Consider the following 24,731-nt stretch of genomic DNA (forward strand, 5'->3'; position numbering starts at 1 on the left):
AGGGCGGCCCCGATGCCTCATGCCTTCTGTCCGACAACCCTGGGGAGGGTGGATGTTCTCCCGACTACTGGGCACGTCCGGCGCGGTGCGGCGCCGGGCAGTGCGACAGGTGTCCTGGGCGATGACCATCGTGATGTGCGCGAGCGCCATCCAGGTCGTCAACGCCCCCGCATCGGCTGCCGCCGAGCGCAAACGTCCGACGGCAACCGACGTCGGCAAGACCGTTCCGAACCGTCCGCCGCTCGGCGTGAAGCCGCGTAAGGCCAACCCGGCCGCGGCGCCCGCCACGACCACGCCCGTCAAGGTCACCTGGCCGGCGGCGGGAGCCACCGAGATCGCGGTGCCCGCCCCGTCCGCCGGCACATCCGAGCAGGCCGGCACGCGTACCGCTGCTGGGTCGACGGCACGCGGCCCGGCCGCGACCGGCAAGGCCGGCGGCCTCGCGGTCTCGGTGTCGGCCGCTGCCAACCCGGCGAAGAAGGCCGGCACGTCGCCGGCTTCCGCACCGGCGAAGGTACGCGTCGAGGTGCTCGACCGCGCGGCCTCCGAGCGGGCTCGGGTCGACGGCCCGCTGGTACGGGTGAATCGCGCCGACGGCCAGCAGGGTGCCGGCGACATCCAGCTCGGCGTCGGCTACGACGGCCTGACCGGTGCTTTCGGCGGCGACTTCGGGTCGCGCCTGAAGCTGGTGAGGCTGCCGGACTGTGCGTTGACCACCCCGGAGAAGACCGGCTGCGCGCCGGAACCGGTGCCGACCGTCAACGACGGCGAGTCGCGCACGGTCTTCGCCACGGTGAGCGCGGCCGCGACGGGCGCGACCTTCGCGTTGGCCGCGAGCGAGTCCTCCTCGCAGGGCGACTACGGGGCGACGAAGCTCGCCCCGTCGTCGAAGTGGTCGGTGGCGCCGTCCACCGGCGGATTCTCCTGGAGCTACCCGCTGCGGACGCCCCCGGTTCCCGGTGGCGGCGCTCCGGGCATCACCCTCGCGTACTCGTCGCAGTCGGTCGACGGCCGCACCGCCACGACGAACAACCAGGGCTCCTGGTTGGGTGAGGGCTTCAACTACGAGCCCGGGCACATCGAGCGTCGGTACAAGTCCTGCGCCGAGGACGGCCAGGACCAGTACGCCGACCAGTGCTGGGCGTACGACAACGCCACCATCCTGCTCAACGGCAAGTCCACCGAGCTGGTCAAGAGCGGCGACACCTGGAGGTTCGCCACCGATGACGGCTCGAAGGTGGAGCGGTCCACCGGTGCCGACAACGGCGACGACGACGGTGAGTACTGGAAGGTCACCACGACCGACGGCACGCAGTACTTCTTCGGCCTGAACAAGCTGCCGGGCTGGACCGCCAACAAGGAGGTCACCGGGTCGACCTGGACGTTGCCGGTCTACGGTGACGACGCCAAGGAACCGTGCAACAGCCCGACGGGCGGCTTCACGGCCTCGTACTGCAACCAGGCGTGGCGGTGGAGCCTCGACTACGTCAAGGACCGCTACGGCAACGTCAGCTCGTACTACTACACGCCCGAGACGAACTACTACGCCCGAGGCAAGCGCACCGACGTCAACGGGGTGCCCTACCACCGCGGCGGCTACCTCAAGCGGATCGACTACGGCCAGCGGGACAACGCGGTCTACACCACTAACGCTCCGGCCCGGGTGCGGTTCGACGTCAAGGAGCGGTGCCTGGCGACCGGCTCCGTCGACTGCGACCCGCAGGACCTGAACACGACCACCGCGCCGTACTGGCCGGACGTGCCCTTCGACCGCAACTGCAACAAAGACACCAAGTGCAAGCTGGACCAGATCACCCCGACCTTCTGGACCCGGGCCCGGCTGACCGACATCACCACCGAGATCCGTGAGGGCAGCGGCTGGGCCCCCGTCGACACCTGGAAGCTCGACCACCAGCTCCTCGACAACGGTGACGCCTCCCGCACACTCTGGCTGCACAAGATCACCCACACCGGCCTGTACGGCACCGACATCGCCATGCCGTCGGTGGAACTGGGCAATCTCCAGCTGCCGAACCGGGTCGACCGGGACAACGACAACATCGGCCCGCTGGTGCGGCCCCGTCTCGCGACCGTCTGGACGGACACCGGTGGCCAGATCGACGTCAACTACGCGGACCCCGACTGCACCAAGAGCACGCTGCCGACCGAGGGCAACAGCACGCAGCGCTGCTACCCGGTCAAGTGGAACCCGTACGGCAGTGGCGACCCGATCACCGACTGGTTCTTCAAGTACGTGGTCTCCGCGGTCGTCGAGACCGACCGCACCGGTGGCGCACCGGACATGGTCACCAAGTACGACTACAAGGACGGCGCCGCCTGGCGGAAGGCCGAACCCGACGGGATCTCCGACCCGAAGGACCTGACCTGGAGCGAGTGGCGGGGCTACGGCAAGGTCATCGTCACCGTCGGCAACGGCCAGACCCAGACCACAAAGACCGAGTACCGCTATCTGCGCGGCATGCACGGCGACAAGATCCCCGACAGCACCGACACCCGGGACGTCCGGGTGGAGGACTCCGCCGGCGTCAAGCACATCGACTACGACGAGTTCTCCGGCCACCAGTTGGAGAGCACCGTCTACGACGGCGCCTCCGTGGTCAGCCGCAGCATCGCCACCCCGTGGCGGCACAACACCGCCACCGAGTCGCACACCTGGGGCGCCAAGAAGGCCTGGTTCACCAACACCTCGGTGACCCAGAACTTCGTCGCGCTCGCCGCCGGCGGCTGGCGGCAGACCAAGAACATCTCGTCCTTCGAGACGACTTTTGGTCGGGTCACCACGACCGAGAACCTCGGCGACGTCGATGTCACGGGTGACGAGGCGTGCAACACCACCACCTACGCCGACAACTCCAGCCTCCACCTGTACAGCCTGGTGGCGCGGACCGAGTCGTTGTCGGTGGCCTGTGGCACCTCGCCGGTGGACCGGAAGACCCAGGTCATCTCCGACACCCGGACCCTCTACGACGGCAAGGCCTTCGGGGTGGCGCCGACGCTGGGCAACCCCACGTCCTCGGAACGGCTGGAGAGCCACAACGGCACCACGCCGACCTACATCACGGCCGCGTCGGGGACCTTCGACGCGTACGGTCGACCGCTCACCGCGACCGACGCGTTGGGCAACACCACGACCACCGCGTACACCGAGACGAACGGTCTCACCACGAAGGTGGACGAGACCAGCCCGCTCGGTCACGTCACCACCACCGAGTACGCCCCGGCCTGGGGCAGCCCGATCAAGCAGACCGACCCGAACAAGCTGGTCAGCCTGTTGGAGTACGACGCGCTCGGTCGAATGGTCAAGGTGTGGATGCCGGACCGTACCGGCGCGACGGGGCTGAGCCCGAGCCTCAAGTACAGCTACCTGATCCGCACCGACAAGCCGGTCGCGGTCAAGACCGAGAAGCGGCAGAACGACGGTTCGTACAGCGTCGAGTACAAGCTGCACGACGGTCTGCTGCGGCCGCGCCAGGTGCAGACCGAGGGGCCGAACGGCACCCGGATGATCGCGGACACCTTCTACACCGCGACCGGAAATCTGGACAAGACGTACGCGACCTACAACGCGGCCGGTGCTCCGACCGACGCCATCTTCCCTGCCCGTAACGGCGAGGTCGACGGTCAGACGCTCTATGTCTACGACGGGGCCGACCGGGTCAAGGCGGAGATCTTCGCGGTAGCGGGCAACGAGAAGTGGCGCACCAGCACCACGTACGGCGGCGACCGGGTGTCGGTCGACCCGCCGGAGGGTGGCACCCCCACCACGACGATCTCCAACGCCATCGGCCAGAAGACCCAGTTGCTCCAGTACAAGGGCGCCGGGCCGTCGGGGGCCTTCGACAAGACGGACTACACCTACAACCGCTCCGGCCAGCTCGCGTCGGTCACCGATCCCGCCGGCAACGTCTGGAAGCACGAGTACGACCAGCTCGGCCGCAAGGTCAAGTCGATCGACCCGGATGCGGGCACGTCGACGATGACCTACGACAAGCTGGACCGCCTGACCAGCACCACGAATGGTGTGCAGCAGACGATCAGCACCACGTACGACGCGATCGGCCGGACGACCGCCACCTACAAGGGGACCGCCGAGACCGGCACGCTCCTCAGTAGCTGGATGTACGACATCCAGAAGCTCGGGACGCTGTCCATGACGAGCCGGTGGATCGACGGGGCCGAGTACGCCACGTACTACACCGGCTACGACGAGTTCTACCGGCCGCACAACACCGATTACCAGGTGCCCGAGCACGCCGGCACCGAACTCGCCGCGATGTACAGCTTCGCCACCGAGTACAACCTGGACGGCACCGTGCGAGCGACGGGCATGTCCGGCGGTGGAGGCCTGCCGATCGAGAGCATCGCCTACACGTACGACGGCATGGAACGGTTGATCGCGACCGAGGGCGACGTGCCGTACCTGCTCGACGTCGACTACTCGGCCACAAGTGAGGTCATCCAGACCGAGGCGAAGCTCGGCGCCAACAAGGTCTGGTCGACCTACGGGTACGAGCAGGGCTCCAAGCGCCTGACCAACCAGCGGTTGGACCGCAGCGGCGCGCCGGTCATCGACATCGACGCCCGCTACAGCTACGACGCTTCGGGCAACATCACCCAGATCGCCGACACTCCGTCGGGCACCCGGGACGTGCAGTGCTTCACCTACGACTACCTGCGCCGGATGGACCGGGCGTGGACGTCGGCGAGCACCGCCACCGACCCGTGCGCCGGAGGCCCGTCGACGACGGGCGTGGGTGGGGTGGCGCCGTACCACCACGCCTACACGTACGACGTGGTCGGCAACCGCAAGACCGAGTCGCAGTTCGCCGCCAACGGCACCTCGATCAAGGAGCGCGCCTACACCTACCCGGCCGCGGGCCAACCGCAGCCGCACACCCTGCGCTCGATGACCGAGACGACGTCGGCGGGGTCGAAGCTCCACGAGTACGGCTACGACACCGCGGGCAACACGACGCGGCGAACGAAGGTCGGCGAGGACCAGACCCTGAAGTGGGACGCCGAGGGCAATCTGGAGTCCGTCACCGACGCCGGGGGCAAGAAGACCAGCTTCCTGTACGACGTCGACGGCTCCCGGATGCTTCGCAAGGAGCCGACGGCGACGACTCTCTACCTGCCGGGCATGGAGATCCGGCTCGACCACACCACAAAGGCGACCGACGGCACCCGCTACTACTCCCTGCCGGGCGGCGGCACGATCGTCCGAAAGATCAACGGCCTGCACTACGTCGCGTCGGACCACCACGGCACGGGCCAGGCGACGGTCGACGAGAACGGCGCCATCGTGCACCGGCGGACCACGCCGTTCGGTGAGGCCCGTGGCGGGTCCCCGGCACCGGGGCAATGGCCGACGGAGAAGGGTTTCGTCAACGGCAACCAGGACTCGACCACGGGCCTGGTGAACATCGGCGCCCGCGAGTACGACACGGTCACCGGTCGGTTCATCTCCGTCGACCCGATCATCGACATCGGCGACCCGCAGCAGATGCACGGGTACGCGTACGCCAACAACAACCCGATCTCGTTCTCCGACCCCGACGGTCTCAAGGCGTGCTCCGACGACGCCTGCGGTCCCGGTGCCGACTACGAGGACATGTACGGCAACTACCACGCCGTCAAGGGACACAACGACGGCTGTGGTGGGTGCTCGGGCGCGTACGACCCGGACGAGCCGACCAAGAACGCCTGGAACAACCCTCGGGCCAGCGACGAGGACCGCCGGGCGGCGGCGGCAGCCGCAGCCGAGAAGGAGCGCCAGGCACGGATCGCGCGAGCGAAGCAGAAGCTCCTGAACGCAGCCAAGGCTCTCGCCAAGATCATGATGGACGAGCTGGGCATCACTGACGCCCTGGACTGCTTCATGAAGGGAGACATGGGTGGCTGCCTCAACACCGCCATCAACGTCGCCACCTCGGCCGTCGGCGGAGCACTCGGCAAGCTAGCCGCGAGATACGGCGCTCCATGGAAGTGGAAGAAGTTCGCCAACCTCGCCACTAGGACCAAGGGCCTTCTCGGAGACCTGATAGGTGGAGTAAAGGACTTTTTCAAGGCAAAGAAATCTTGTAACAGCTTCGTCCCGGGCACTTTGGTGCTTATGGCGGATGGTTCACGGAAGTCGATCGACAAAATCAAAGTCGGCGATCGTGTGATGGCCTCTGACCCAGAAGAAGGGTCGACATCCTCAAGGACGGTTGTCGCAACCATCGTCGGGCAAGGTTCCAAGGACCTTGTAGAGATATCAGTCGGGAGGGGAGAGAGTGGCGCCTCAAGGGCCTCTGTTATCGCCACCGATGGCCACCTGTTCTGGTTGCCGAAAACCGCAAGGTGGGTGAAGGCGGAAGATCTGCGGCCGGGCGACTTACTGCAGTCAGCGGCCGGTAAGTGGATCACGGTTTCGGCGGTGAGGCAGTGGACGCAATCGGCCAAGGTTTACAACCTGACGGTTGACGACGTTCACACCTACTACGTCCACGTTAATTCGATGCCGGTTCTCGTCCACAACGAGACCTTGAACCCGGACATGCCGATCTACCGTTTCGGTGCAGGGCCGGAAACCACGGCTGGGCTTGCAGCAGACGCGGCCAAGGCTGAGGCTCATCCGTCGGGTAGGTTCCCTCATGGTGTGTCAACATCGAGCCACTTGCCTTCGAAGATCAAGGCGAGAGGCGACTATCGTGCGACGACCGTCGGGAAGTTGAACGATGCAGGGTTCGACGTCATGCAGACGGGAGAACGCAAAGCGCACCACACTGTTATCCTGCCCAAGCCCGTTACCGACGAGACGACGGACGCGCTCAATAATGTCTTCGGATCCTGCCCGTTATGATGGATGAATTTTTCGAACTCGCGCTGGTCGTGACAGACAAGTCAGGTGTTGTTTCGGAAAGATGCAACGCCATTTCACGGATGGCTGAGCTTGACCCAGTCAGGGCGAAAGAAATTCTAATTGGTGTCGCGTCAACCGGGGATGAGCCGGGCGATCTTCTGCGGCAAGCGGGAAAGTCGCTTGGGCTGCTCGCCGCTAAGGCGGGCTACTTATCCGAATGGGACCTGCGGGACGTGACAGAGAGTGCGTACGAGACGTACTGCGAATGGTTGACCTTGGAATGATTCGATAGTTGATTGGTGGTCGAGGGGCGGTGCGACCGAACTGCGGGTCGTATCGCCCCTCACCTCTTGAGCGAGGGGTGCCTCGCCATCGCCAAGTGCGAACGCCTCCTGGTGCCTTGGTCGCAAATCATGTCGTTCGGTAGGCACAAAAGAGGGTCGGATGTTCCGGAAAATCGAACACAACTGATAGCGAATTTCGACATCGATTCAACGATCGAAGAGCTTGCCATGTTGGTAGCGGCATCAGCATTGGGTGACCGCGGTTCAAGCCAGCGCGGCCGGAGCGCCGTTGCGGTGCTGTTAACGAGCTCGACGACGCCGTCGGCGAGGCGGAGCGCTTTCTCGGCTTCTACGAAACGACGCTCTCGGAGCGAGGGATCCGGCGCCCGTACTGAGGCGGCGGCCACCGGCGGCAGAGACGTCGAAGACCATCGCCGGTCGGCCCAACACGGCGGCGAGTGGCACCTCGCCGTCGTCGAACTACGAAGGCGCACCTCAGCAGTGCGGAGCGAGGGCCTGGCAATTGAGCACAACTGATGGAAAGCTTCGATCTTGACTCGACAGTCGAAGAGCTTGCTCTTTCTGTCGAGTCGCTTCCGATGCGCTCGAAGGCAGCCCTGTTCGGGGCATGTGCCGAGGTGTTGGCCCCCTGCTGAACGAGGTCGTGCGGCGGACGTCGGGTAGATGGACCTTTCCTTCGGCTCGGAGAGCCCTCGATCTGGTGTCGGGGTTCGTCGAGGGCGAGCCCTCCCGGGGCGATCACCGTGAGCTCCGGCAGCGCATCCTTGCGGCTGGGCCGAATGGGCACGAACTCGATTCACCCTGGAGCCCCTACGCGCAGGAGGCGCTCACCTGTGTCGACGCCGCGTTGGTTGCGGCATCAACACTGGGCGACCCCGATTTCAAACCGATCTGGATTCAGTAGGTGATCAACCCACTGGTGGTTGCGCTGGACGTCCAGGAGGAGGCTGAGGTTATCCGGCCGACGGTCCTGGGATAGGCGCGGTGAGGAGAGCGCGGGTGGCGGGCACAACGCGAGGGGCGTGACCATCTGGTCACGCCCCTCGTTGTCGGTTGGGTTACTGCTCAGGAACGGGAGCAGGACGTCCCGTTGAGCGAGAAGCTGGTCGGGGACGAGTACGACCCGCTCAGCGTGCCCTGGTAGCCGAAGCTGGCCGTGCCACCCGGTGCGATGGACCCGTTGTGGCTGATGTTGCGGGCGGTCACCGCGGACCCGCTCTGGCTCACCGTGGCGTTCCAGGCGTTGGTGACCTGCTGCCCGCCGGGCAGGCTGTAGTTAAGCGTCCAACCGTTGATCGCGCTGGATCCGGTGTTGCTGATCTGCACGTCGGCCGTGAAGCCGTTGTTCCACGCGTTCGCCGTGTACTTCACCGCGCACCTGGCGCCACCGCCCGGCGGCGGGGTCGTCGGGTTGGTCGGCGGCTGGCCGCCACCGTTGACGTTCGCCGAGAACGAGGTCACCGCGAGACCGACGCCGCCCTGCCACGGCTCGAAGCCGGCCTGGATGCTGGTCAGGTACCAGGAGTTGCTGATCGCGCCCCGGTTGCGGGTGTCGTTGATGAAGTCCAGCACGCTGAAGTTCAGGCTGGAGACCGCCGACGACGCGACGTAGGAGATGACGTTGTTGGAGCCGTTGCTGCCCCGCCAGACCTCCCAGTTGCGGCCGGCCAGGTTCGTGTTCCCGACGACCGAGCCGATGGGCTGGATCGGACCCTGCCGGTTGAGCCAGATCATGATCTCCATCTGGTTCACCCCGTCCCGCTTGGGCGACGGGTCCAGCCAGATGTCGTACGAGGCGTTGTAGGTCGCCCCGCTGACGTAGCGGTAGGAGATGCTGCTGGTGGCGCTGCTGATCTGGCTCACCTGGATCGGCAGGTTCGTGCCGGGGGAGCAGTTGGTGTAGTGACAACCGAAGAAGATCGAGGGGTACGCCGTGGGCGCGCCGTTGGTCGGGCTGCTCCCGTTGAGGGTGGTGATCTCGAAGCCGTTGCTGGTGGCGTTGATGCACTGCTGGGCGGTGGTGCCCCAGCGGTTGTTCTGCACCACGTACCGACCCTGGATGACCGTCGAGCCGTACTGTTCGCAGATCTGGGTGTCGGCGGATGCGCTGCCGCCGAAGGCCACCGCTACCAGCGAGCCGGCGAGCAGCACACTGGCGGCGGCCAGGGCCCGAAGTTGACGTTTCATGACGCTCCTTGACTCGGCGCATGCCGGGCGCCGCATGTGGTGGGGTGGTGCGGGAGCGCTCCCACGCTCAACGACACATTTACATGCCTGAAACTGCTGCGCAACCGTACGCGCCAAACTGATGAATCGGGCGGATTGCCGGGCACCCACCGGACGGCTGTCGACTGCCGACCAGCCAAGGGGTACGGGCGCACCGAGGAGTGGAGCCGGGCGACCGATCGGGCCTGGCGTGCACCGATCGCTCCGAGTAGCGTGTTGCCTCCAACGCGTTCCGCTCCCCCTCCGGAGGCGTACACCACAATGGGTGGCTCCCCCCTGCGCATCCTCGTCGTCGGCGCGGGCATCGCCGGCCTGGCCGTGGCCCGGGCGCTGCGCCTCGCGGGCTTCCGGCCCGACGTCACGGACAAACTGCCACCGGGGGAGTCCACCGAAGCCGGCCTCTACCTGCCCGGCAACGCCGCCCGCGCGCTGCACCGGCTCGATCTGCACCACCCGGTCCGCCCGCTCGGGCAGGTGATCCACCGGCAGCGGTTCTTCGACGCCACCGGCGCGCGACTCTGCGAGGTCGACCTCGACACCCTCTGGGCCGGCGTCGGCGAATGCCGGGCCCTGCCCCGGGCCGACCTGCACCGGGTGCTGCTCAGCGGCGCCGGCGGCGCCGTCCGGCACGGTGCCGAGGTCCGCACCCTGGAGCTGCTGCCGGGCGCGGTCGGGGTCACCTTCACCGACGGCACCACCACCGAGTACGACCTGGTCATCGGCGCCGACGGGCCACGCTCCTCGGTCCGCGCGCTGGCCGCGCTGGGCGGCCCGCCCCGCCCGGTCGGTCAGGTGGTCTACCGGGCCGTGCTGCGCGACGGGCCACCCGTCACCGAGTGGACCGCCCTGCTCGGCCAGCGCTCCGGGTTCCTGATGGTGCCGATGGGCGCCGGGCGGCTGCACCTCTACGCCGACGAGGCCGGCACGGAGGCGCCCGCCGACCCGCTGCGCCGCCTGCGCGAGCTCTTCGCCGACTACCGGGGCCCGGTGCCGGAGGTGCTGGCGGCACTCGACGGGGTGCACGTCGGGATCACCGACGAGGTGGAGTTGGGCCGCTGGTACCGGGGGCGGGTGCTCCTGGTCGGCGACGCCGCGCACGCCACCGCGCCCACGCTCTCCCAGGGGGCGGCCATGGCACTTGAAGACGCGGTGGTGCTTGCGGAATCGTTGCGCGCCGCCGGGAGCGTGGAGGCAGCCCTGGTGGCGTACGAGAGTCGTCGCCGTCCGCGTACCCGATGGGTGCGGGACCGGACCCGGGACCGCAACCGGACCAGGGACGTCCCGCCGGCGCTGCGCGACCCGCTGCTGCGCGGGCGCGGCGGCCGGATCTTCGGGGAGCACTACCGGTTACTGCTCGGCCCGCTGTAGGCCCGTAGTAGATCGTGTCACGCCACCCCACGCGGCGCTGCGACCTGCCGGGGACTATCCTCCTTGCGGATGACGGCCCGCCGATAAACAGCGTGTGCCGAGCGGGACAACCGAGAACCGGAGGCCACTCGTGACCACCGTCGCACCCAAGCCGGTCGTGACCCGGCCCTGGCCGGTCCGGGAGCCGGTCAAGGGGTCGGCCATCGCGCGGCTGCTGCGAACCACGGACGCGAAGCAAATCGGGATCATGTACATGGTCACCGCGTTCGCGTTCTTCATGATCGGTGGCCTGATGGCCCTGATCATGCGTGCTGAGCTGGCCCGACCCGGGCTGCAGATCCTGTCGCCGGAGCAGTACAACCAGCTCTTCACGATGCACGGCACGATCATGTTGCTGTTCTTCGCGACGCCGATCGTGTTCGCCTTCGCGAACTACATCGTGCCGATCCAGATCGGCGCGCCCGACGTCTCCTTCCCCCGCCTGAACAGCTTCGCCTACTGGCTGTACCTGTTCGGCGGCACGATCGCGACCGCCGGTTTCCTCACCCCGGGTGGCGCCGCCGACTTCGGCTGGTTCGCGTACGCGCCGCTGAGCAGCGTCGAGCACTCGCCCGGCGTCGGCGCCAACATGTGGATCATGGGTCTGGCCATCTCCGGTCTGGGCACCATCCTCGGCGCGGTGAACATGATCACCACGGTGCTCACCCTGCGTGCGCCCGGCATGACCATGTTCCGGATGCCGATCTTCACGTGGAACATCCTGGTCACCAGCCTTCTGGTGATCCTGGTCTTCCCGCTGCTGGCCGCCGCGCTCTTCGCGCTCGCCGCGGACCGCATCCTCGGCGCCCACGTGTACGACCCCGCCACCGGTGGGCCGATGCTCTGGCAGCACCTGTTCTGGTTCTTCGGGCACCCCGAGGTCTACATCGTGGCGCTGCCGTTCTTCGGCATCATCAGCGAGATCATCCCGGTCTTCTCCCGCAAGCCGATCTTCGGCTACAAGGGCCTGGTCGCCGCGACCATCTCCATCGCCGCGCTCTCCATGAGCGTCTGGGCGCACCACATGTTCGCCACCGGCCAGGTGCTGCTGCCGTTCTTCAGCTTCCTGAGCTACCTGATCGCCGTGCCGACCGGTATGAAGTTCTTCAACTGGATCGGCACCATGTGGCGGGGGCAGGTCAGCTTCGAGACGCCCATGCTCTGGGCGATCGGCTTCCTGGTCACGTTCCTCTTCGGTGGTCTCACCGGTGTGCTGCTGGCCAGCCCGCCGATCGACTTCCACGTGTCGGACTCGTACTTCGTGGTGGCGCACTTCCACTACGTGCTCTTCGGCACGATCGTGTTCGCGGTCTTCGCCGGCATCTACTTCTGGTTCCCGAAGATGTTCGGCCGGATGCTCGACGAGCGCCTGGGCAAGGTGCACTTCTGGCTCACCATGATCGGTTTCCACACCACGTTCCTGGTGCAGCACTGGCTCGGCAACGAGGGCATGCCCCGCCGCTACGCCGACTATCTGCCCAGCGACGGCTTCACCACGCTGAACACGATCTCCACGATCGGCGCGTTCGTCACCGGTATCTCCACGCTGCCGTTCATCTACAACTGCTGGAAGTCGTACAAGACCGGCCCGGTGGTCGAGGTCAACGACCCCTGGGGTCACGGCAACTCGCTGGAGTGGGCGACCAGCAGCCCGCCGCCGCTGCGTAACTTCGACCGGATGCCCCGCATCCGTTCCGAGCGCCCCGCGTTCGACGCGAAGTTCCCGGAGCTGGCTGCCGGCCAGACCCTTGCCGGCCCGCCGGAGGGTGGCTCGAAGCCGCTCACCAGCGAGTCGGACGGCGGCGCCAGCTACCGCGAGGACACCGCAAGCGACATCGACAGGCACTAAGGCTCAAACCGAGCTGTACGACGGGCGCCGCCCTCCGGGACACCGGGAGCGGCGCCCGTCGCCATGTCCGCCCCGCCCCGCCCCGCCCCGCCCCGCCCCGCCCCGCGCCGCCCCGCGCCGCCCCGCGCCGCCCCGCGCCGCCCCGCGCCGCCCCGCGCCGCCCCGCGCCGCCCCGCGCCGCCCCGCGCCGCCCCGCGCCCCGCCCCGCCGGCCCCGCGATCTTGCACTTTCTGTCGCCGAATCACGGCGTATGCACCTTTCGCCGGGACAGAAACTGCAAGATCGCGGGGCCGGGGCCGGGGCTGGGGCTGGGGCTGGGGTTGGGGTTGGGGCTGGGGTTGGGCGGCGCGGGCCGGGGCGCGGGGCGGGGCGGGGGTGGGGCGTGGTGGGGGTGGAACGGGGCCGGAGCATGACCTGTTCGCCGTCGGCGTCAGGTTGACCTGCTACCTCGCGGGCACGGCCTCCGCGCGCCCCCTGCCGCGAGTGGGTGGGGCGGCAGGGGGGGTGTTCGTCAGCGGCTGGCGGCGGTGAGGCTGGCCTCGTTCGGCTGCGCGGGGGTGGCCGCGTCGTCGGTGTGGCGGCGACCGCGCAGCTCGATCATGAGCACGACAAGTGTGACAAGTGCGCCGAGGGCGCCGGTGACCACGAAGCCCCAGAGTGGCGCGCTGGCGTCGATGACCGCACCGGCGAGCGGCGCGCCGATCGCGATGCCGACGGTGACGGCGGAACCGTGCAGGCCCATCGCCTCACCGCGTACCTCGGCCGGAACCAGGCGGCTGACCGCGTCCGAGCCGGCCGCGATCGTCGGCGCGCAGAGCGCGCCGGCGGGGATCAGCGCCAGGCACAGCAGCCACCAGTGCGCACCGCCCAGCCCGACCGGGATTGTGCACAGGGCGAGGGCGGCGGTCAGGGTCAGCGGCGAGAACGAACGGTGGACGGCCCCGTAGGCGAAGCCGCCGACCAGCGAGGCGACCGCCCAGATGGCCAGCACCGCGCCGGTCCAGCCGACCTCGCCGCTGGCCCGTAGGACGGCGACCACCGCCACGTCGGTGCCGCCGAGCACAAGGGTCGCGGCGGCGCTGAGCGCCAGCACGGCGAGCAGCCGAGGGGTCAGCCACTCCCGGCGAGGCGTCCGGCGCTGCGGGCCGGTGGCCTCGGCGGCGCCACGGATCGGTGGGTTGACCAGCCACAGGGCGATCCCGGCGGCGACGATGCCGCCGCCGACCAGGTACATGGTGGTCTGTGCGGAGATCGCGGTGACCAGTGCCACAGCCAACGCCGGGCCGATCATGAAGGACAGCTCCACCGACATCGAGTCCAGCGCGTACGCGGGGCGACGTTGGTCCTCCGGGGCCAGCGCCGCGATCGACTGACGGACCACGGAGAAGATGGGCAGGGCCAGGGAGCCGGCCACGAAGGCGGCCGGCAGCAGCAGGGGGTACGGCAGTCCGGGCGCGGTGGACCAGAAGATCGCCTCGGCGATGGCGGTGAGCACCAGGACCGGGCGCAGGCCACGCCGGTCCACCAGTCGGCCCAGTAGCGGCCCACCGATAGCCGCTCCCACGGTCACGGCCGCGCCCACCAGGCCGGCGGCCCCGTAGCCTCGATCGAGGTCGAGCACCACGTGGAAGGTGAGCGTCACCCCGGTCGCGGTGAGCGGGATGCGGGCAAGGACGGCGACCAGCAGGAGCGACCGCAGGCCGGGCAGAGCGAGCGCCTGCCGGTAAGGCTTCATGTTCACGTGGGTCCGTACCTCCGGCGACATCCTCGACCGGCGGCGTCCCGATGGCCAACCAATTACGGTCTTATGCGGCCCTGATCACAGGCTGCCCGTGCAGGGTCACCCCGGCGCCGTCCATGGCACGCAGCGCCACGTCGGTGGTCGCCGGAGCGACGGCGGCGGTCAGTTCGAGCAGGACGGTGGTGGCGAACCCCTCCCGGGCGGCGTCCAGCGCGGTAGCCCGGATGCAGTGGTCGGTGGCGATGCCGACCACATCCACCCGGTCCACGTCGTGCCGGCGCAGCCAGTCGGCCAGGCACTCGCCGTCGTCGGCGTGCCCCTCGAACCCGGAGTACGCCGCCGCGTGCTCGCCCTTGTGGAAGATCGCCTCGACGCGGCCGGTGTCCAACTCGGGGTGGAACTCCGACCCGCTGGTGCCGACCACGCAGTGCCTCGGCCAGGACTCCACGAAATCCGGCGGATCGCCGAAGTGCGCACCCGGGTCGACGTGGTAGTCCTTGGTGGCGACCACGTGCGACCAGCGGTCTGGCTCGGCGGCGAGCAGCCGGGAGATGCCGGCGGCCACCCCCGCGCCGCCCTCGACGGCCAGCGAGCCACCCTCGCAGAAGTCGTTCTGCACGTCCACGATGATCAGAGCGTTGGCCATTCGAGTCCCTCTCCTCACGGTCGGTCTGCGGCGGCGGTGCTCGACGAACTCAGTCGGCGGGTACGACGGAGACGGGCACCGCCGGGTCGCCGGCCGAGAGCTTCAGCCCCTCCCACGGGATGGAGATCAGGCACTCGCGCAGGTGCTCTCGCGACTCGTCGAGGGTGGGCAGCCACACCGGCTCACCGGCGACCACGTACGAGTGTTGGAGCATGCGGTCGTTGGGCTGCCGGTCCGGTACGCCCTGCGGCACGATGATCTCCTCGGTGGCGGTGCCGGTCGGCTTGTGCCGGCGGACCGCGACCTTCCGGCCGCCGATTGTCGCCTTGTGCTCGGAGCGCTTCACCACCGGCCGCCCCTCGACCTCCACCAGCTTGTAGACCAGCCCGGCGGTCGGCGCACCGGAGCCGGTGACCACGGCCGTGCCGGCGCCGTACATGTCCACCGGTTCGGCGGCCAGCGCGGCGATCGAGTACTCGTCCAGGTCGCCGGAAACGATGATCTTGGTTTCGGTGGCGCCCAACGAGTCGAGCAGCTCCCGGGACTGCTGGGCGATCACCGCCAGGTCGCCCGAGTCGATCCGTACCGCCCGCAGTTCCGGACCGGCCACCGCGATCGCGTTGCGGATGCCCTGGCTGATGTCGTAGGTGTCGACGAGCAGCGTCGTGTCCTTGCCCAGCGTGGCGACCTGCGAGGCGAACGCCGCCCGCTCGTCGTCGTGCAACAGCGTGAAGGCGTGCGCGGCCGTGCCCGCCGTCGGGATGCCGTAGCGCGCGCCGGCGGCGAGGTTCGACGTGAACCGGAAGCCGGCCAGGTACGCGGCCCGCGCCGCGGCCACCGCCGCCTCCTCGTGGGCTCGACGCGACCCCATCTCGATGAGCGCTCGACCCCGCGCCGCCGTGACCATCCGTGCCGCCGCCGCGGCCACCGCGCAGTCGTGGTTGAGCACCGAGAGCGCCACCGTCTCCAGCACCACACACTCGGCGAAACCGCCGGAGACGGTGAGGATCGGTGAACCGGGGAAGAACAGCTCGCCCTCGGCGTACCCGTCGATGTCGCCGGTGAAGCGGTAGTCGGTGAGCCAGGCCGCGGCCGCGTCGTCGACCACGCCGGTCCGCCGGAGGAAGTCGACCTCGGTGGGGTCGAACCGGAAGTCGCGGATCAGGTCGATCAGTCGGGCCGTGCCGGCGACGACGCCATAGCGGCGGCCGCTCGGCAGCCGGCGGCTGAACACCTCGAAGACACACCTGCGGTCGGCGGTGCCGTCCTTCAGTGCCGCGCTGACCATTGTCAGCTCGTAGTGGTCGGTCAGCAGCGCGGGGCGGTTGATGCTCACCGCCCCAGCCTAAGGTTCAGTCCGTGTCGCCGTCGTCGTGGCCCGGGATCGCCCGTAGCGCGGCCCACAGCTCGGCCCGTCCGGTCACGCCGAGCTTGCTGTAGATCCGCTGAAGGTGATTCTCGACCGTGCGCGCCGAGAGGTAGAGCCGTTCCGCGATGGCCCGGCTCGGCGCGCCGTGCGCCGCGAGCCGGGCGACCTGCCACTCCCGCTCGGTCAACACCGGCGCGCCCGCGTGCAGCGCCGGCGTCCGGATCAGGTCACAGCGCCCGAGCAGCCCGGCCAGTCGTTCCCGAGCGCCGTTGGTCGCCGTCGAGTGCTGCCGGCGCAACCGCTGCACCGCCTGGGAGGTGGCCTCGGCGGCGTACACGGTCAACTCCAGCGCAGCGTAGTCGTCGGCGACCGCGAGCAGATCCGTGGTGGAGTCGGTCACCGCCGCACGGGCGTGCCGGGCCAGCAGCGGCGGGAGCACCCCGTCGACCCGCTCGGAGAGCTCGGCCAGGCGCTGCGCCACCGTGCGTCGACCACCGTCGGAGCAGGTGGGCCCGACCGGCATGCCAGCCTGATCCAGCCGGACGAGATCGTGCAGGACGTGCACCTCGTGCCCGGCAAAGCCGTCCGAACGCAGCCGGTCCACCAGGTCGGCGAGGTGCTTGACCGCACCCGGCAGGTCGCCCGACGCGGCGAGCGTGGCGCCCCGGGCCTGCTCCAACCACGGGTAGAGCACCGCCATGCCCGGTGCGTGGGTGCGGTCGGCTTCGGCCATCGCCGCGGCGGCCTGGGCGGCGTCACCGCGCAGCGCGGCCGACTGGGCTCGCTCGGCCTGGGCCAGACCGGCGTAGACCCGGCTGGTGGCCAACACCGCGCAGGCGCCCAGCGAGGCGCGGGTGGCGGCGTCGCTCTGCCCGCGCAACCGGGCCGCGTACGCCTGCAGGATGGCCAGGTAGCCGGTGCCGAGCCGGAAGTCGCCGGCATCAGCGAGGTCGGCGAACTCGTCGGCCACTATCGCGTCGATCCCGGCGAGGTCCCCGGTCAGCATGAGCCGGGTGCCCCGGGCCAGCTCCAGGGCCAGTTGCAGGTACGGCATGTCGGTGCGCCAGTTGGCGACGGCGGAGTGCACCTGGGCGATCGCCGTACCGCTGCGGGCCAGTTGGCCCTGCGCGGCCTGGACGTACGCGATGGTGCAGCGGGCCAACTCGCGGGCCGCGACGCCGGCCGCCGGCCGGTCCAGCACCTGTTGACTGAGCCGTACGGCGGTGGTCGTGTCCATCCGGTGCAGGCGCATGATCGCCTCGAAGGCGTGCACCCGGGACCGGTCCGCGGAGTCGCTGAGCTGCTCGACGCGGCCGGCGATCTCCTCCACGGTGGACTGCTGGCTCAGCCCCCAGTAACTGACCATCCCGCGGACGGTCAGCCAGCGGCAGTATCGCCGTTCGTCGCCGGGCTCGGGCGTCACCGCGTCGAGGACGTCGATGGCCTCCTCGGGCCGGTCGGCGAACATCAGAATGGTGGCCAGCAGCTCCGCCGCGTCGGAACCCCCACCGGCGTGCAAAGCGGCCCGCGCCAGGCGCGTCGCCAGCGGCACGTCGTAGCGGGTGAACGCCTGGACCGCCGCGTCCACGAGCAGGGCCGGATCCTGTGCGGTGCCCGAGTCGAGGCGCCACACCGCGACCCGCAGCAGGTCGTCGCGACGGCGCTTGCCGACCTGTTCGAGAAGCTCGGCGAGGTGCGCCTGAAGTCGGCGGGTGCGGCTGACCGGGCAGCGACGGCGCATCACCTCGCCGTACAGCGGGTGGGCCAGCCGGACGTTCGTCCGACGGTCGTTCTGGACCACGCTGATCAGCCCGCGTTCCTCGGCGGTCTCCACGTCCACCTGGTCGGCTGCCTGCCGGAGCAGGTGCAGGCCGAGTGGTTCGCCGAAGGCGACAAGCTCGACGACCGCGCGGACGCCGTCGGTGAGTTTGCCGACCCGGGTGTCGATCAGGTCGGTCAGGTTGGGCGCCAACTCCAGTCGCCCGGTCCACTTCCAGATCCCGTAGGTCCGTTTCAGCTCCGAGCTGCCGTTGGCGGCATGCACCAACTCCCGCAGCAGCAGCGGATTTCCGGCCGACAGTCGGCCCAGCCGGTCGGCGGAGTTGGCGTCGACCGGGCCGCCCAGGATCTCTGCCAGCAGGCCGGCGGTCTCCGCGTGCGGCATCGGGGTCAGCTCGACGTGCTCGACCAGGTCGTCGGTCCAGAGTGCGCGGATCGGCAGCGGGATCTGCTCGCCGTCGCGCAGGGTGCCGACCACAGTGGCGTTCTCCGCGCGGGCGACCAGGTGGACGAGTGCCGCCGAGGGTGGGTCGAGCAGATGGGCGTCGTCGATGGCGAGCACGATCCGTCGGCCCGCCGCCTGCTGTTGCAGCACGTTGAGGGCCCAGCGCAGGATGCCGGCGGGGGAGAGGCCCTGGGGCTGCTCGGCGGGAAGGACCTGGACCAGCCCGCCGAAGGGCAGGGCCGCGGTGGTGGCGCTTGCCGCGATGGACCAGATCGCGAAGCGTTCGGTGGGCAACGTGCTCACGCCTTCGCGCAGCAGTCGACTCTTGCCGATCCCGGCGCTGCCGCTGAAGAAGAGCCCACGACCAGCCTCGCCGGTCACCGCCGCCAGCAGGCGGTTGAGCTCATCGGTCCGGCCGACGAACTTCCATCGACTCATCCGCGCAGCATATCGACCGGAATCCGTCCGCGCCCGCACCGTCACTCAACGAAGTTGAGTAGTCGCACAATTACCGCTGAGTATCCGAGGTGTTCCACCTGGTTGCCGCCCCGCCCGTAGTCTTCCGGCATCCGGGTTTTTCGACCGGATTTCCCACCTGACCGGGCATCCGGTCACCTGCCACGGGAGGCCACCTGATGAAGCAGGGCCCTCTCCCCTCGGTCGACTCCTCGGATGACGTGGTCGGCCCGTCCGATCTGCCCAGCTGCGGTCCGCTGCCCTCCCGGCTCGGCGTGACCGGCCCGGGCCCGGAGGAGCCACTCGGCGTGGTCGCGGTAGGTCCGGCCGGCGCCGAACGACGCGCCGTGCTCGCCACGCTGCTCGGGCTCGACCCGGTCATGCTCACCGTGCCGTCGGGCAGCTGGTTGCTGGTGCGCAACGCCACGGTGCCCACCCGGGCGGCGTTCGTGCCCGGCTACCGCCAGCCCCACTCGTACGGCGCCGACCGGAACGCCGCCGGCCCGGCGTTGGCCCGTCCACCCCGGCGCGTCGAGCTGAGCGTGCCCGAGCCGCTGCTGCGGCACTTCACGCTCATCGACGTACCGGACACCGCGACGCTCGGCGTGCCCGGCAGGCAGGTGCTGCTCGACGCGGTGGGCCGGGCCGGCGCGCTGCTCTTCGTGATCGCCGCCGACCAGGCGTTCACGGCCGCCGAGTTGAACCTGCTCGCCGAGGTCGCCCCGACCCCGGTGGAGGTCGTCTTCGCGGTGACCCCTGGCGCGGCCGGGTGGGCACCGCTGGCCGACGGCGCGGCGACGACGGAGGACGCGGGGGCGTCCGTCTCGTCGGTCGGAGGTCGGGCGACCGAGATGGACGCGGCCGCGGTGACCGTGGCGGCGCACCGCGCGGCGCTGCTGGCCGCGGTGCCGGCGTTGGCCGACGCGCGGTGGTTCCCGGTCGACGCCCACTCCGCCGACTCCGCCGCCGACCTGCGGCGGGCGTTGGTGGGTTGGTCGTCGGAGGAGGGGTTGCGGCGGTCCAGCGTCGAGTCGCCGGTGCTGCCGGGGCAACACGACCGGGTGGCCGTGGCCGCCGATCCGGGTGGCTGGTCGGAGCAGCTCGACAGGCAGACCCGGACGTGTGCGCAACGGATCCGTCAGCACCTCGCACTGGAACTGGCGAACATCCACCTGCGGGCGGTCCAGGAGATCGTGTTCGGGGTCGGCTGCGCGGGCCTACCCGACCTCCTGGATCGGGAGATGGCGGCGCTGTCGCTGTTGGCCACCGCGCAGTGCGACCAGGCGGTGCGCGGCATCGTGACCGACGCCGCGACCCGGGTGCTCGGCGCGCCGCCGGTCGAAGGAGTGCGGCGGCGGATCGCCACCGCCGTGCGGTACGGCCTGGACGATGACCGGCCGGGCCACGAGCTGGACAAGGTTCTCTTGATCACCAGCACGGCCGGAGTGGCCGGGTTGACCGGCCCGGAGGCGATCGACGCCCTCGCCACCTATCCGGCGGCGACTCGCGACGAGGTTCTTCCGCCGGTCGCGGTGGCGCTCTCCGGCGGCTGCTGGCAGCAGTGGCGTACGCCCGGCAGCGACGACCACAGCGCGGCGCGGGCCTGGTCCCAGCGCGCGGTGCGGGAGGTCGAGCTGGGGTTGTCCCGGGAGATATCCCGACGGTTCGAGGTGATCCGCCTCTCGCTGGGCGCGGTGCTCTCCGATGCAGTCGATCACGGCATTCTGCTGGCCTGAAGGCGTGCCCGCCCCCGGGTCCGGGTCCGCGCCGCGCCACGGGTCCGACGGCGCCGGGGGCGGGTCGGAGGCGTCCCGGGTGGGCGATCCGCGCCGGGCCGGCGTTCCGGTTCCTCGGTTCCGGGAAACCGGTGGCACGATGGGGGGCATGGCGGCTCCACAGGTTGCACCGGTCGAGACGCCGGACACTGACGAGGTGCCGGCGCCTGACCGGCAATGGGTGACGATCGTGTGGGACGACCCGGTCAATCTGATGACGTACGTGACCTGGGTCTTCCAGAAGCTTTTCGGCTACAGCCGGGAGAGGGCCGAGCAGCTGATGTTGGATGTGCACCACAAGGGCCGGGCCGTGGTCTCCACGGGTGTCCGGGAGCGGATGGAGCACGACGCGTCGCAGCTGCACGCGTACGGGCTGTGGGCGACGGTGGATCGGTCGTGAGCATGTTCCGTCGCCAGGCCGGCCGCTACGTCGCCACCTTCGCGGTCGACGAGGTGCGGGTGCTGCGCAAGGTTGCCTCCGAGGTGGTCGGCCTGCTCACCGACGGTTTCGACCACACCGACCCGGTCGTGGGTCGGCTCTTTCCGGCGGTCTACCCCCAGGACGCGCCGGGGACGGCCGAGTTCCGCCGGTACACCGAGGGCGATCTGAAGACCGCCAAGATCGATCAGGCCGGTGCGATCCTGGCCGCGCTGCCCGACGACGCCGGTGGCGAGGTGCGGCTCGACGCCGAGGCGGCCGAGGCGTGGCTGCGGGCGTTGAACGACGCCCGGCTCGCGATGGGCGTCCGTCTGGAGATCAAGGACGGCACGGATCTGGGCGAGGAGTTGGACGACGCGGTCGCCGAGGACGCGGGTTCCAGCAGGGTGTTCCAGCTTTCGGTCTACGCGTATCTCGGGTATCTGCAGGAGTCGCTGCTCAACGCCTTGATCGACTAGGCGTGACCGGCACCACTTCGGCCCACGCGCGTTAGGCGTTAGGCTGGTCCTCGTGCTGAGCATCGACCGGTCGATCATCGACGCGATCGTCGCCCACGCGCGCCGGGATCACCCCGACGAGGCGTGCGGCGTGGTCGCCGGTCCCGTCGGCAGCGACACCCCGACGCGGCACATCCCGATGGACAACGCGGCCCGGTCGATGACCTTCTACGAGTTCGACTCGATGGAGCATCTGCGCGTGTGGCGGGAGATGGACGACCGGGACGAGGAGCCCGTGGTCATCTACCACTCGCACACCGCCACCGAGGCGTACCCGTCGCGGACGGATGTCTCCTTCGCCGGTGAGCCGGGCGCGCACTACCTGCTCGTCTCGACCCGCGAACCCGACTCGGAGGAGATCCGCTCGTTCCGGATCGTCGACGGCGTGGTCGCCGAGGAGCCGGTCCGGGTCGTGGAGGCCGGGGTCGACCCGCATGCCGTCCAGTCCTACATGTTCGGGCAGAGCCCGGCGACTGTCGACTACGAGTGTTCCGGTCGCTGATCCGTCAGCGTTCGCACTCGTCTTGTCCCGTCACCGCAGGCACACCCGATCGAGGAGTTCCCCATCATGGCCATTGAGGTTCGCATCCCCACCATCCTGCGCAGCTACACCGGCGGCGCCAAGGTCGTCGACGGCGCCGGCGACACCCTCGCCGATCTGCTCACCGACCTGGATTCCCGGCACGGCGGCCTGCGCGGTCGGCTGATCACCGACGCGGGCACGCTGCACCGCTTCGTCAACGTCTACGTCAACGACGAGGACGTCCGTTTCCTCGGCGCCCTGGACGCCAAGCTCTCCGACGGTGACAGCGTCACCATCCTGCCCGCCGTGGCCGGCGGCGCGTTCGGCTTCGCCGCGGCGGCGGCGATCAGCTCGCACAGCGCCGCGGCGGCGGCGATCAGCTCGCACAGCGCCGCGGCGGCGGCGATCAGCTCGCACAGCGCCGCGGCGGTGGCCCGCGGCGCCGTCGCGGCTGGCTGAGGTCGGCCGCCATGGCGCGGTACGACAGCCTGCTCGACGCGTGCGGGGGCACGCCGCTTGTCGGCCTGCCCCGGCTCTCCCCGACGGTGTCTGACGGGGCCCCACCGGTGCGGCTCTGGGCCAAGCTGGAGGACCGGAACCCGACCGGCAGCATCAAGGACCGCGCGGCGCTGTTCATGGTCCGGGCGGCGGAGGAGGCCGGCCGGCTCCGGCCGGGTGACACGATCCTCGAACCGACGAGTGGCAACACCGGCATCTCGTTGGCGATGGTGGCCAAGTTGCGCGGCTACCGGCTGGTCTGCGTGATGCCGGAGAACGTCTCCACCGAGCGGGTCCAGTTGCTCCGGATGTACGGGGCCGAGATCATCTTCTCGCCGGCGGCGGGTGGTTCCAACCAGGCGGTCGCCACCGCCAAGCTGATCGCCGCCGAGCACCCGGACTGGGTGATGCTCTACCAGTACGGCAACGAGGCCAACGCGCGGGCGCACTACGAGACGACCGGGCCGGAGCTGCTGCACGACCTGCCCAGCATCACGCACTTCGTGGCCGGGCTCGGCACCACCGGCACGTTGATGGGCACCGGGCGTTACCTGCGGGAGAAGGTCGACGGCATTCAGGTCGTGGCGGCCGAGCCGCGCTACGGCGAGCTGGTCTACGGCCTGCGCAACATCGACGAGGGGTACGTGCCGGAGCTCTACGACGCCTCGGTGCTCTCCCGGCGCTTCTCGGTCGGCACCCGGGACGCGGTGCTGCGTACCCGCCAACTCGTGGAGGTGGAGGGCATCTTCGCCGGCTTCTCCACGGGCGCCATCCTGCACGCCGCGCTCGCGGTGGCGCACGAGGCGGTCCGCGACGGTCGGCGTGCCGACGTGGCCTTCGTGGTCTGCGACGGTGGATGGAAATACCTGTCCACCGGGGCGTACGGCGGCACACTCGCCGATGCCGAGGACGCTCTGGAGGGGCAGCTCTGGGCCTGACCGGACTGGTCTTCCCGGTACGGGCCGTCGACGTGTGTCGGCGGCCCGTACGCCGTCCGGCGCGCCGTGAGCAGGTGTCACGTTCGTGACAACTTCCGGCGGATGATTCTTGCCTTCGGGTACCCCAGCGTAGGCTGCGCAGCGTGACGTACGCGTCGGTAGAGATCATGGCTGAGGCGATTGCCCGCACGGATGCTACTGACAGTGACAGCGAGACAACTCGATGCGACTGACCGTGCTTGGTAGCGCCGGTAGCTTTCCCGGCCCCGAGTCGCCCTGCTCGGCCTATCTCGTCGAAGCCGACGGCTTCCGGCTCCTTGTCGACTTCGGTTCCGGGTCGTTGTCCAGCCTCCAGCGGTACGCGGGTCTGCACGCGCCGGACGCGATCCTGCTGACCCACCTGCACTGCGACCACATGTTCGACGCCGTCCTGTACGTGGTCGTGCGCCGGTACGCCCCGGACGGCCCCTATCCGGCGCTGCCGGTGTACGCGCCCGCCGGCGCACCGGACCGGCTCAGCGCCGCCTACGGCGACGACGGTTCGGTGGAGGACGTCTACCAGTTCTACGCCCTGCAGCCGGGCACCTTTCCGATCGGCCCGTTCGCCGTCACCGTGGACCGGGTCAACCACCCGGTCGAGACGTACGGCGTGCGGCTCGAGCACGACGGCCGCTCGCTGTGCTACTCGTCGGACACCGCGCCCTGCGCGTCGCTGCTGCGGCTGGCGCAGGACGTCGATGTCTTCCTCTGCGAGGCCAGCTACCTCGATGGCATGGACAACCCGCCGGATCTGCACCTGACCGGCCGGGAGGCCGGCGAGGCGGCGACCAAGGCCGCGGTGGGCCGGCTCCTGCTGACCCACCTGGTGCCCGCCTGGGGGAGCGAGGCACACACCCTGGAGTCGGCCGCGTCCGCGTACACCGGGCCGATCGACGTGGTGCGACCCGGCGCGAGTTACGACGTCTGACCTGCC

At 69.6% G+C, this 24,731-nt stretch carries 16 protein-coding genes; 11 read left to right on the forward strand and 5 right to left on the reverse strand.

Annotated features, from left to right (window positions below; genetic code table 11):
- Positions 1-52 precede the first annotated feature (52 nt).
- Positions 53-6,865: a polymorphic toxin-type HINT domain-containing protein gene (locus tag ACGFH8_RS13850; RefSeq protein ID WP_393366930.1), complete on the forward strand. Its 6,813-nt coding sequence runs from the start codon at positions 53-55 to the stop codon at positions 6,863-6,865.
- On the forward strand, positions 6,862-7,149 hold the full coding sequence (locus ACGFH8_RS13855; protein ID WP_393366932.1) for a hypothetical protein: 288 nt from the start codon (positions 6,862-6,864) through the stop codon (positions 7,147-7,149). Before ACGFH8_RS13850 ends, ACGFH8_RS13855 begins: the two co-directional genes overlap by 4 nt.
- A 1,086-nt stretch (positions 7,150-8,235) precedes the next feature.
- Here the strand turns inward: ACGFH8_RS13855 and ACGFH8_RS13860 are convergent.
- Positions 8,236-9,357, reverse strand: a complete 1,122-nt coding sequence (locus tag ACGFH8_RS13860; protein WP_393366934.1) for a cellulose binding domain-containing protein — start codon at positions 9,355-9,357, stop codon at positions 8,236-8,238.
- A 300-nt stretch (positions 9,358-9,657) separates the two neighbouring features.
- Here ACGFH8_RS13860 and ACGFH8_RS13865 point away from each other — a divergent pair, with 300 nt between their 5' ends.
- On the forward strand, positions 9,658-10,764 hold the full coding sequence (locus tag ACGFH8_RS13865) for an FAD-dependent monooxygenase (RefSeq protein ID WP_393366936.1): 1,107 nt from the start codon (positions 9,658-9,660) through the stop codon (positions 10,762-10,764).
- 130 nt (positions 10,765-10,894) lie between these two features.
- Positions 10,895-12,652, forward strand: coding sequence for a cytochrome c oxidase subunit I (ctaD, locus tag ACGFH8_RS13870; protein ID WP_393366938.1), 1,758 nt, complete (start codon positions 10,895-10,897; stop codon positions 12,650-12,652).
- Positions 12,653-13,163: 511 nt separating this feature from the next.
- Here the strand turns inward: ctaD and ACGFH8_RS13875 are convergent.
- From ACGFH8_RS13875 to ACGFH8_RS13890, 4 genes are read right to left on the reverse strand one after another with little or no spacing between them, the layout of a single operon-like run.
- Positions 13,164-14,417, reverse strand: coding sequence for an MFS transporter (locus ACGFH8_RS13875; RefSeq protein ID WP_393366940.1), 1,254 nt, complete (start codon positions 14,415-14,417; stop codon positions 13,164-13,166).
- Positions 14,418-14,457: 40 nt separating this feature from the next.
- Positions 14,458-15,039 carry an isochorismatase family protein gene (locus ACGFH8_RS13880; RefSeq protein ID WP_393366941.1) on the reverse strand — a complete coding sequence of 194 codons (582 nt, stop codon included), beginning with the start codon at positions 15,037-15,039 and terminating at the stop codon, positions 14,458-14,460.
- 49 nt (positions 15,040-15,088) lie between these two features.
- On the reverse strand, positions 15,089-16,375 hold the full coding sequence (locus ACGFH8_RS13885) for a nicotinate phosphoribosyltransferase (protein ID WP_393366943.1): 1,287 nt from the start codon (positions 16,373-16,375) through the stop codon (positions 15,089-15,091).
- Between the two features lie 16 nt (positions 16,376-16,391).
- Positions 16,392-19,070, reverse strand: coding sequence for a LuxR C-terminal-related transcriptional regulator (locus ACGFH8_RS13890; protein ID WP_393366944.1), 2,679 nt, complete (start codon positions 19,068-19,070; stop codon positions 16,392-16,394).
- Between the two features lie 197 nt (positions 19,071-19,267).
- Between ACGFH8_RS13890 and ACGFH8_RS13895 the strand changes: the two genes are divergently transcribed.
- The 7 genes from ACGFH8_RS13895 (at position 19,268) to ACGFH8_RS13925 (ending at position 24,725) form a co-directional block, all read left to right on the forward strand.
- A complete protein-coding gene (locus ACGFH8_RS13895) occupies positions 19,268-20,824 on the forward strand; it encodes a hypothetical protein (protein ID WP_393366946.1) in 1,557 nt (518 codons plus the stop codon).
- 148 nt (positions 20,825-20,972) lie between these two features.
- Complete coding sequence (gene clpS, locus ACGFH8_RS13900; RefSeq protein ID WP_393366948.1) at positions 20,973-21,263, forward strand: ATP-dependent Clp protease adapter ClpS; 291 nt, start codon at positions 20,973-20,975, stop codon at positions 21,261-21,263.
- Between the two features lie 2 nt (positions 21,264-21,265).
- A complete protein-coding gene (locus tag ACGFH8_RS13905; protein WP_393367110.1) occupies positions 21,266-21,760 on the forward strand; it encodes a DUF2017 domain-containing protein in 495 nt (164 codons plus the stop codon).
- Positions 21,761-21,812: 52 nt separating this feature from the next.
- A complete protein-coding gene (locus tag ACGFH8_RS13910; protein WP_124820630.1) occupies positions 21,813-22,301 on the forward strand; it encodes a Mov34/MPN/PAD-1 family protein in 489 nt (162 codons plus the stop codon).
- Positions 22,302-22,367: 66 nt separating this feature from the next.
- Positions 22,368-22,781, forward strand: a complete 414-nt coding sequence (locus ACGFH8_RS13915) for a MoaD/ThiS family protein (protein ID WP_393366950.1) — start codon at positions 22,368-22,370, stop codon at positions 22,779-22,781.
- Between the two features lie 11 nt (positions 22,782-22,792).
- Positions 22,793-23,758, forward strand: coding sequence for a pyridoxal-phosphate dependent enzyme (locus ACGFH8_RS13920; RefSeq protein WP_357255992.1), 966 nt, complete (start codon positions 22,793-22,795; stop codon positions 23,756-23,758).
- 223 nt (positions 23,759-23,981) lie between these two features.
- Positions 23,982-24,725, forward strand: coding sequence for an MBL fold metallo-hydrolase (locus tag ACGFH8_RS13925; protein ID WP_393366952.1), 744 nt, complete (start codon positions 23,982-23,984; stop codon positions 24,723-24,725).
- The last annotated feature ends 6 nt before the right edge of the window (positions 24,726-24,731 follow it).

This window comes from Micromonospora sp. NPDC049175, assembly GCF_043197345.1.
GTDB lineage: Bacteria > Actinomycetota > Actinomycetes > Mycobacteriales > Micromonosporaceae > Micromonospora.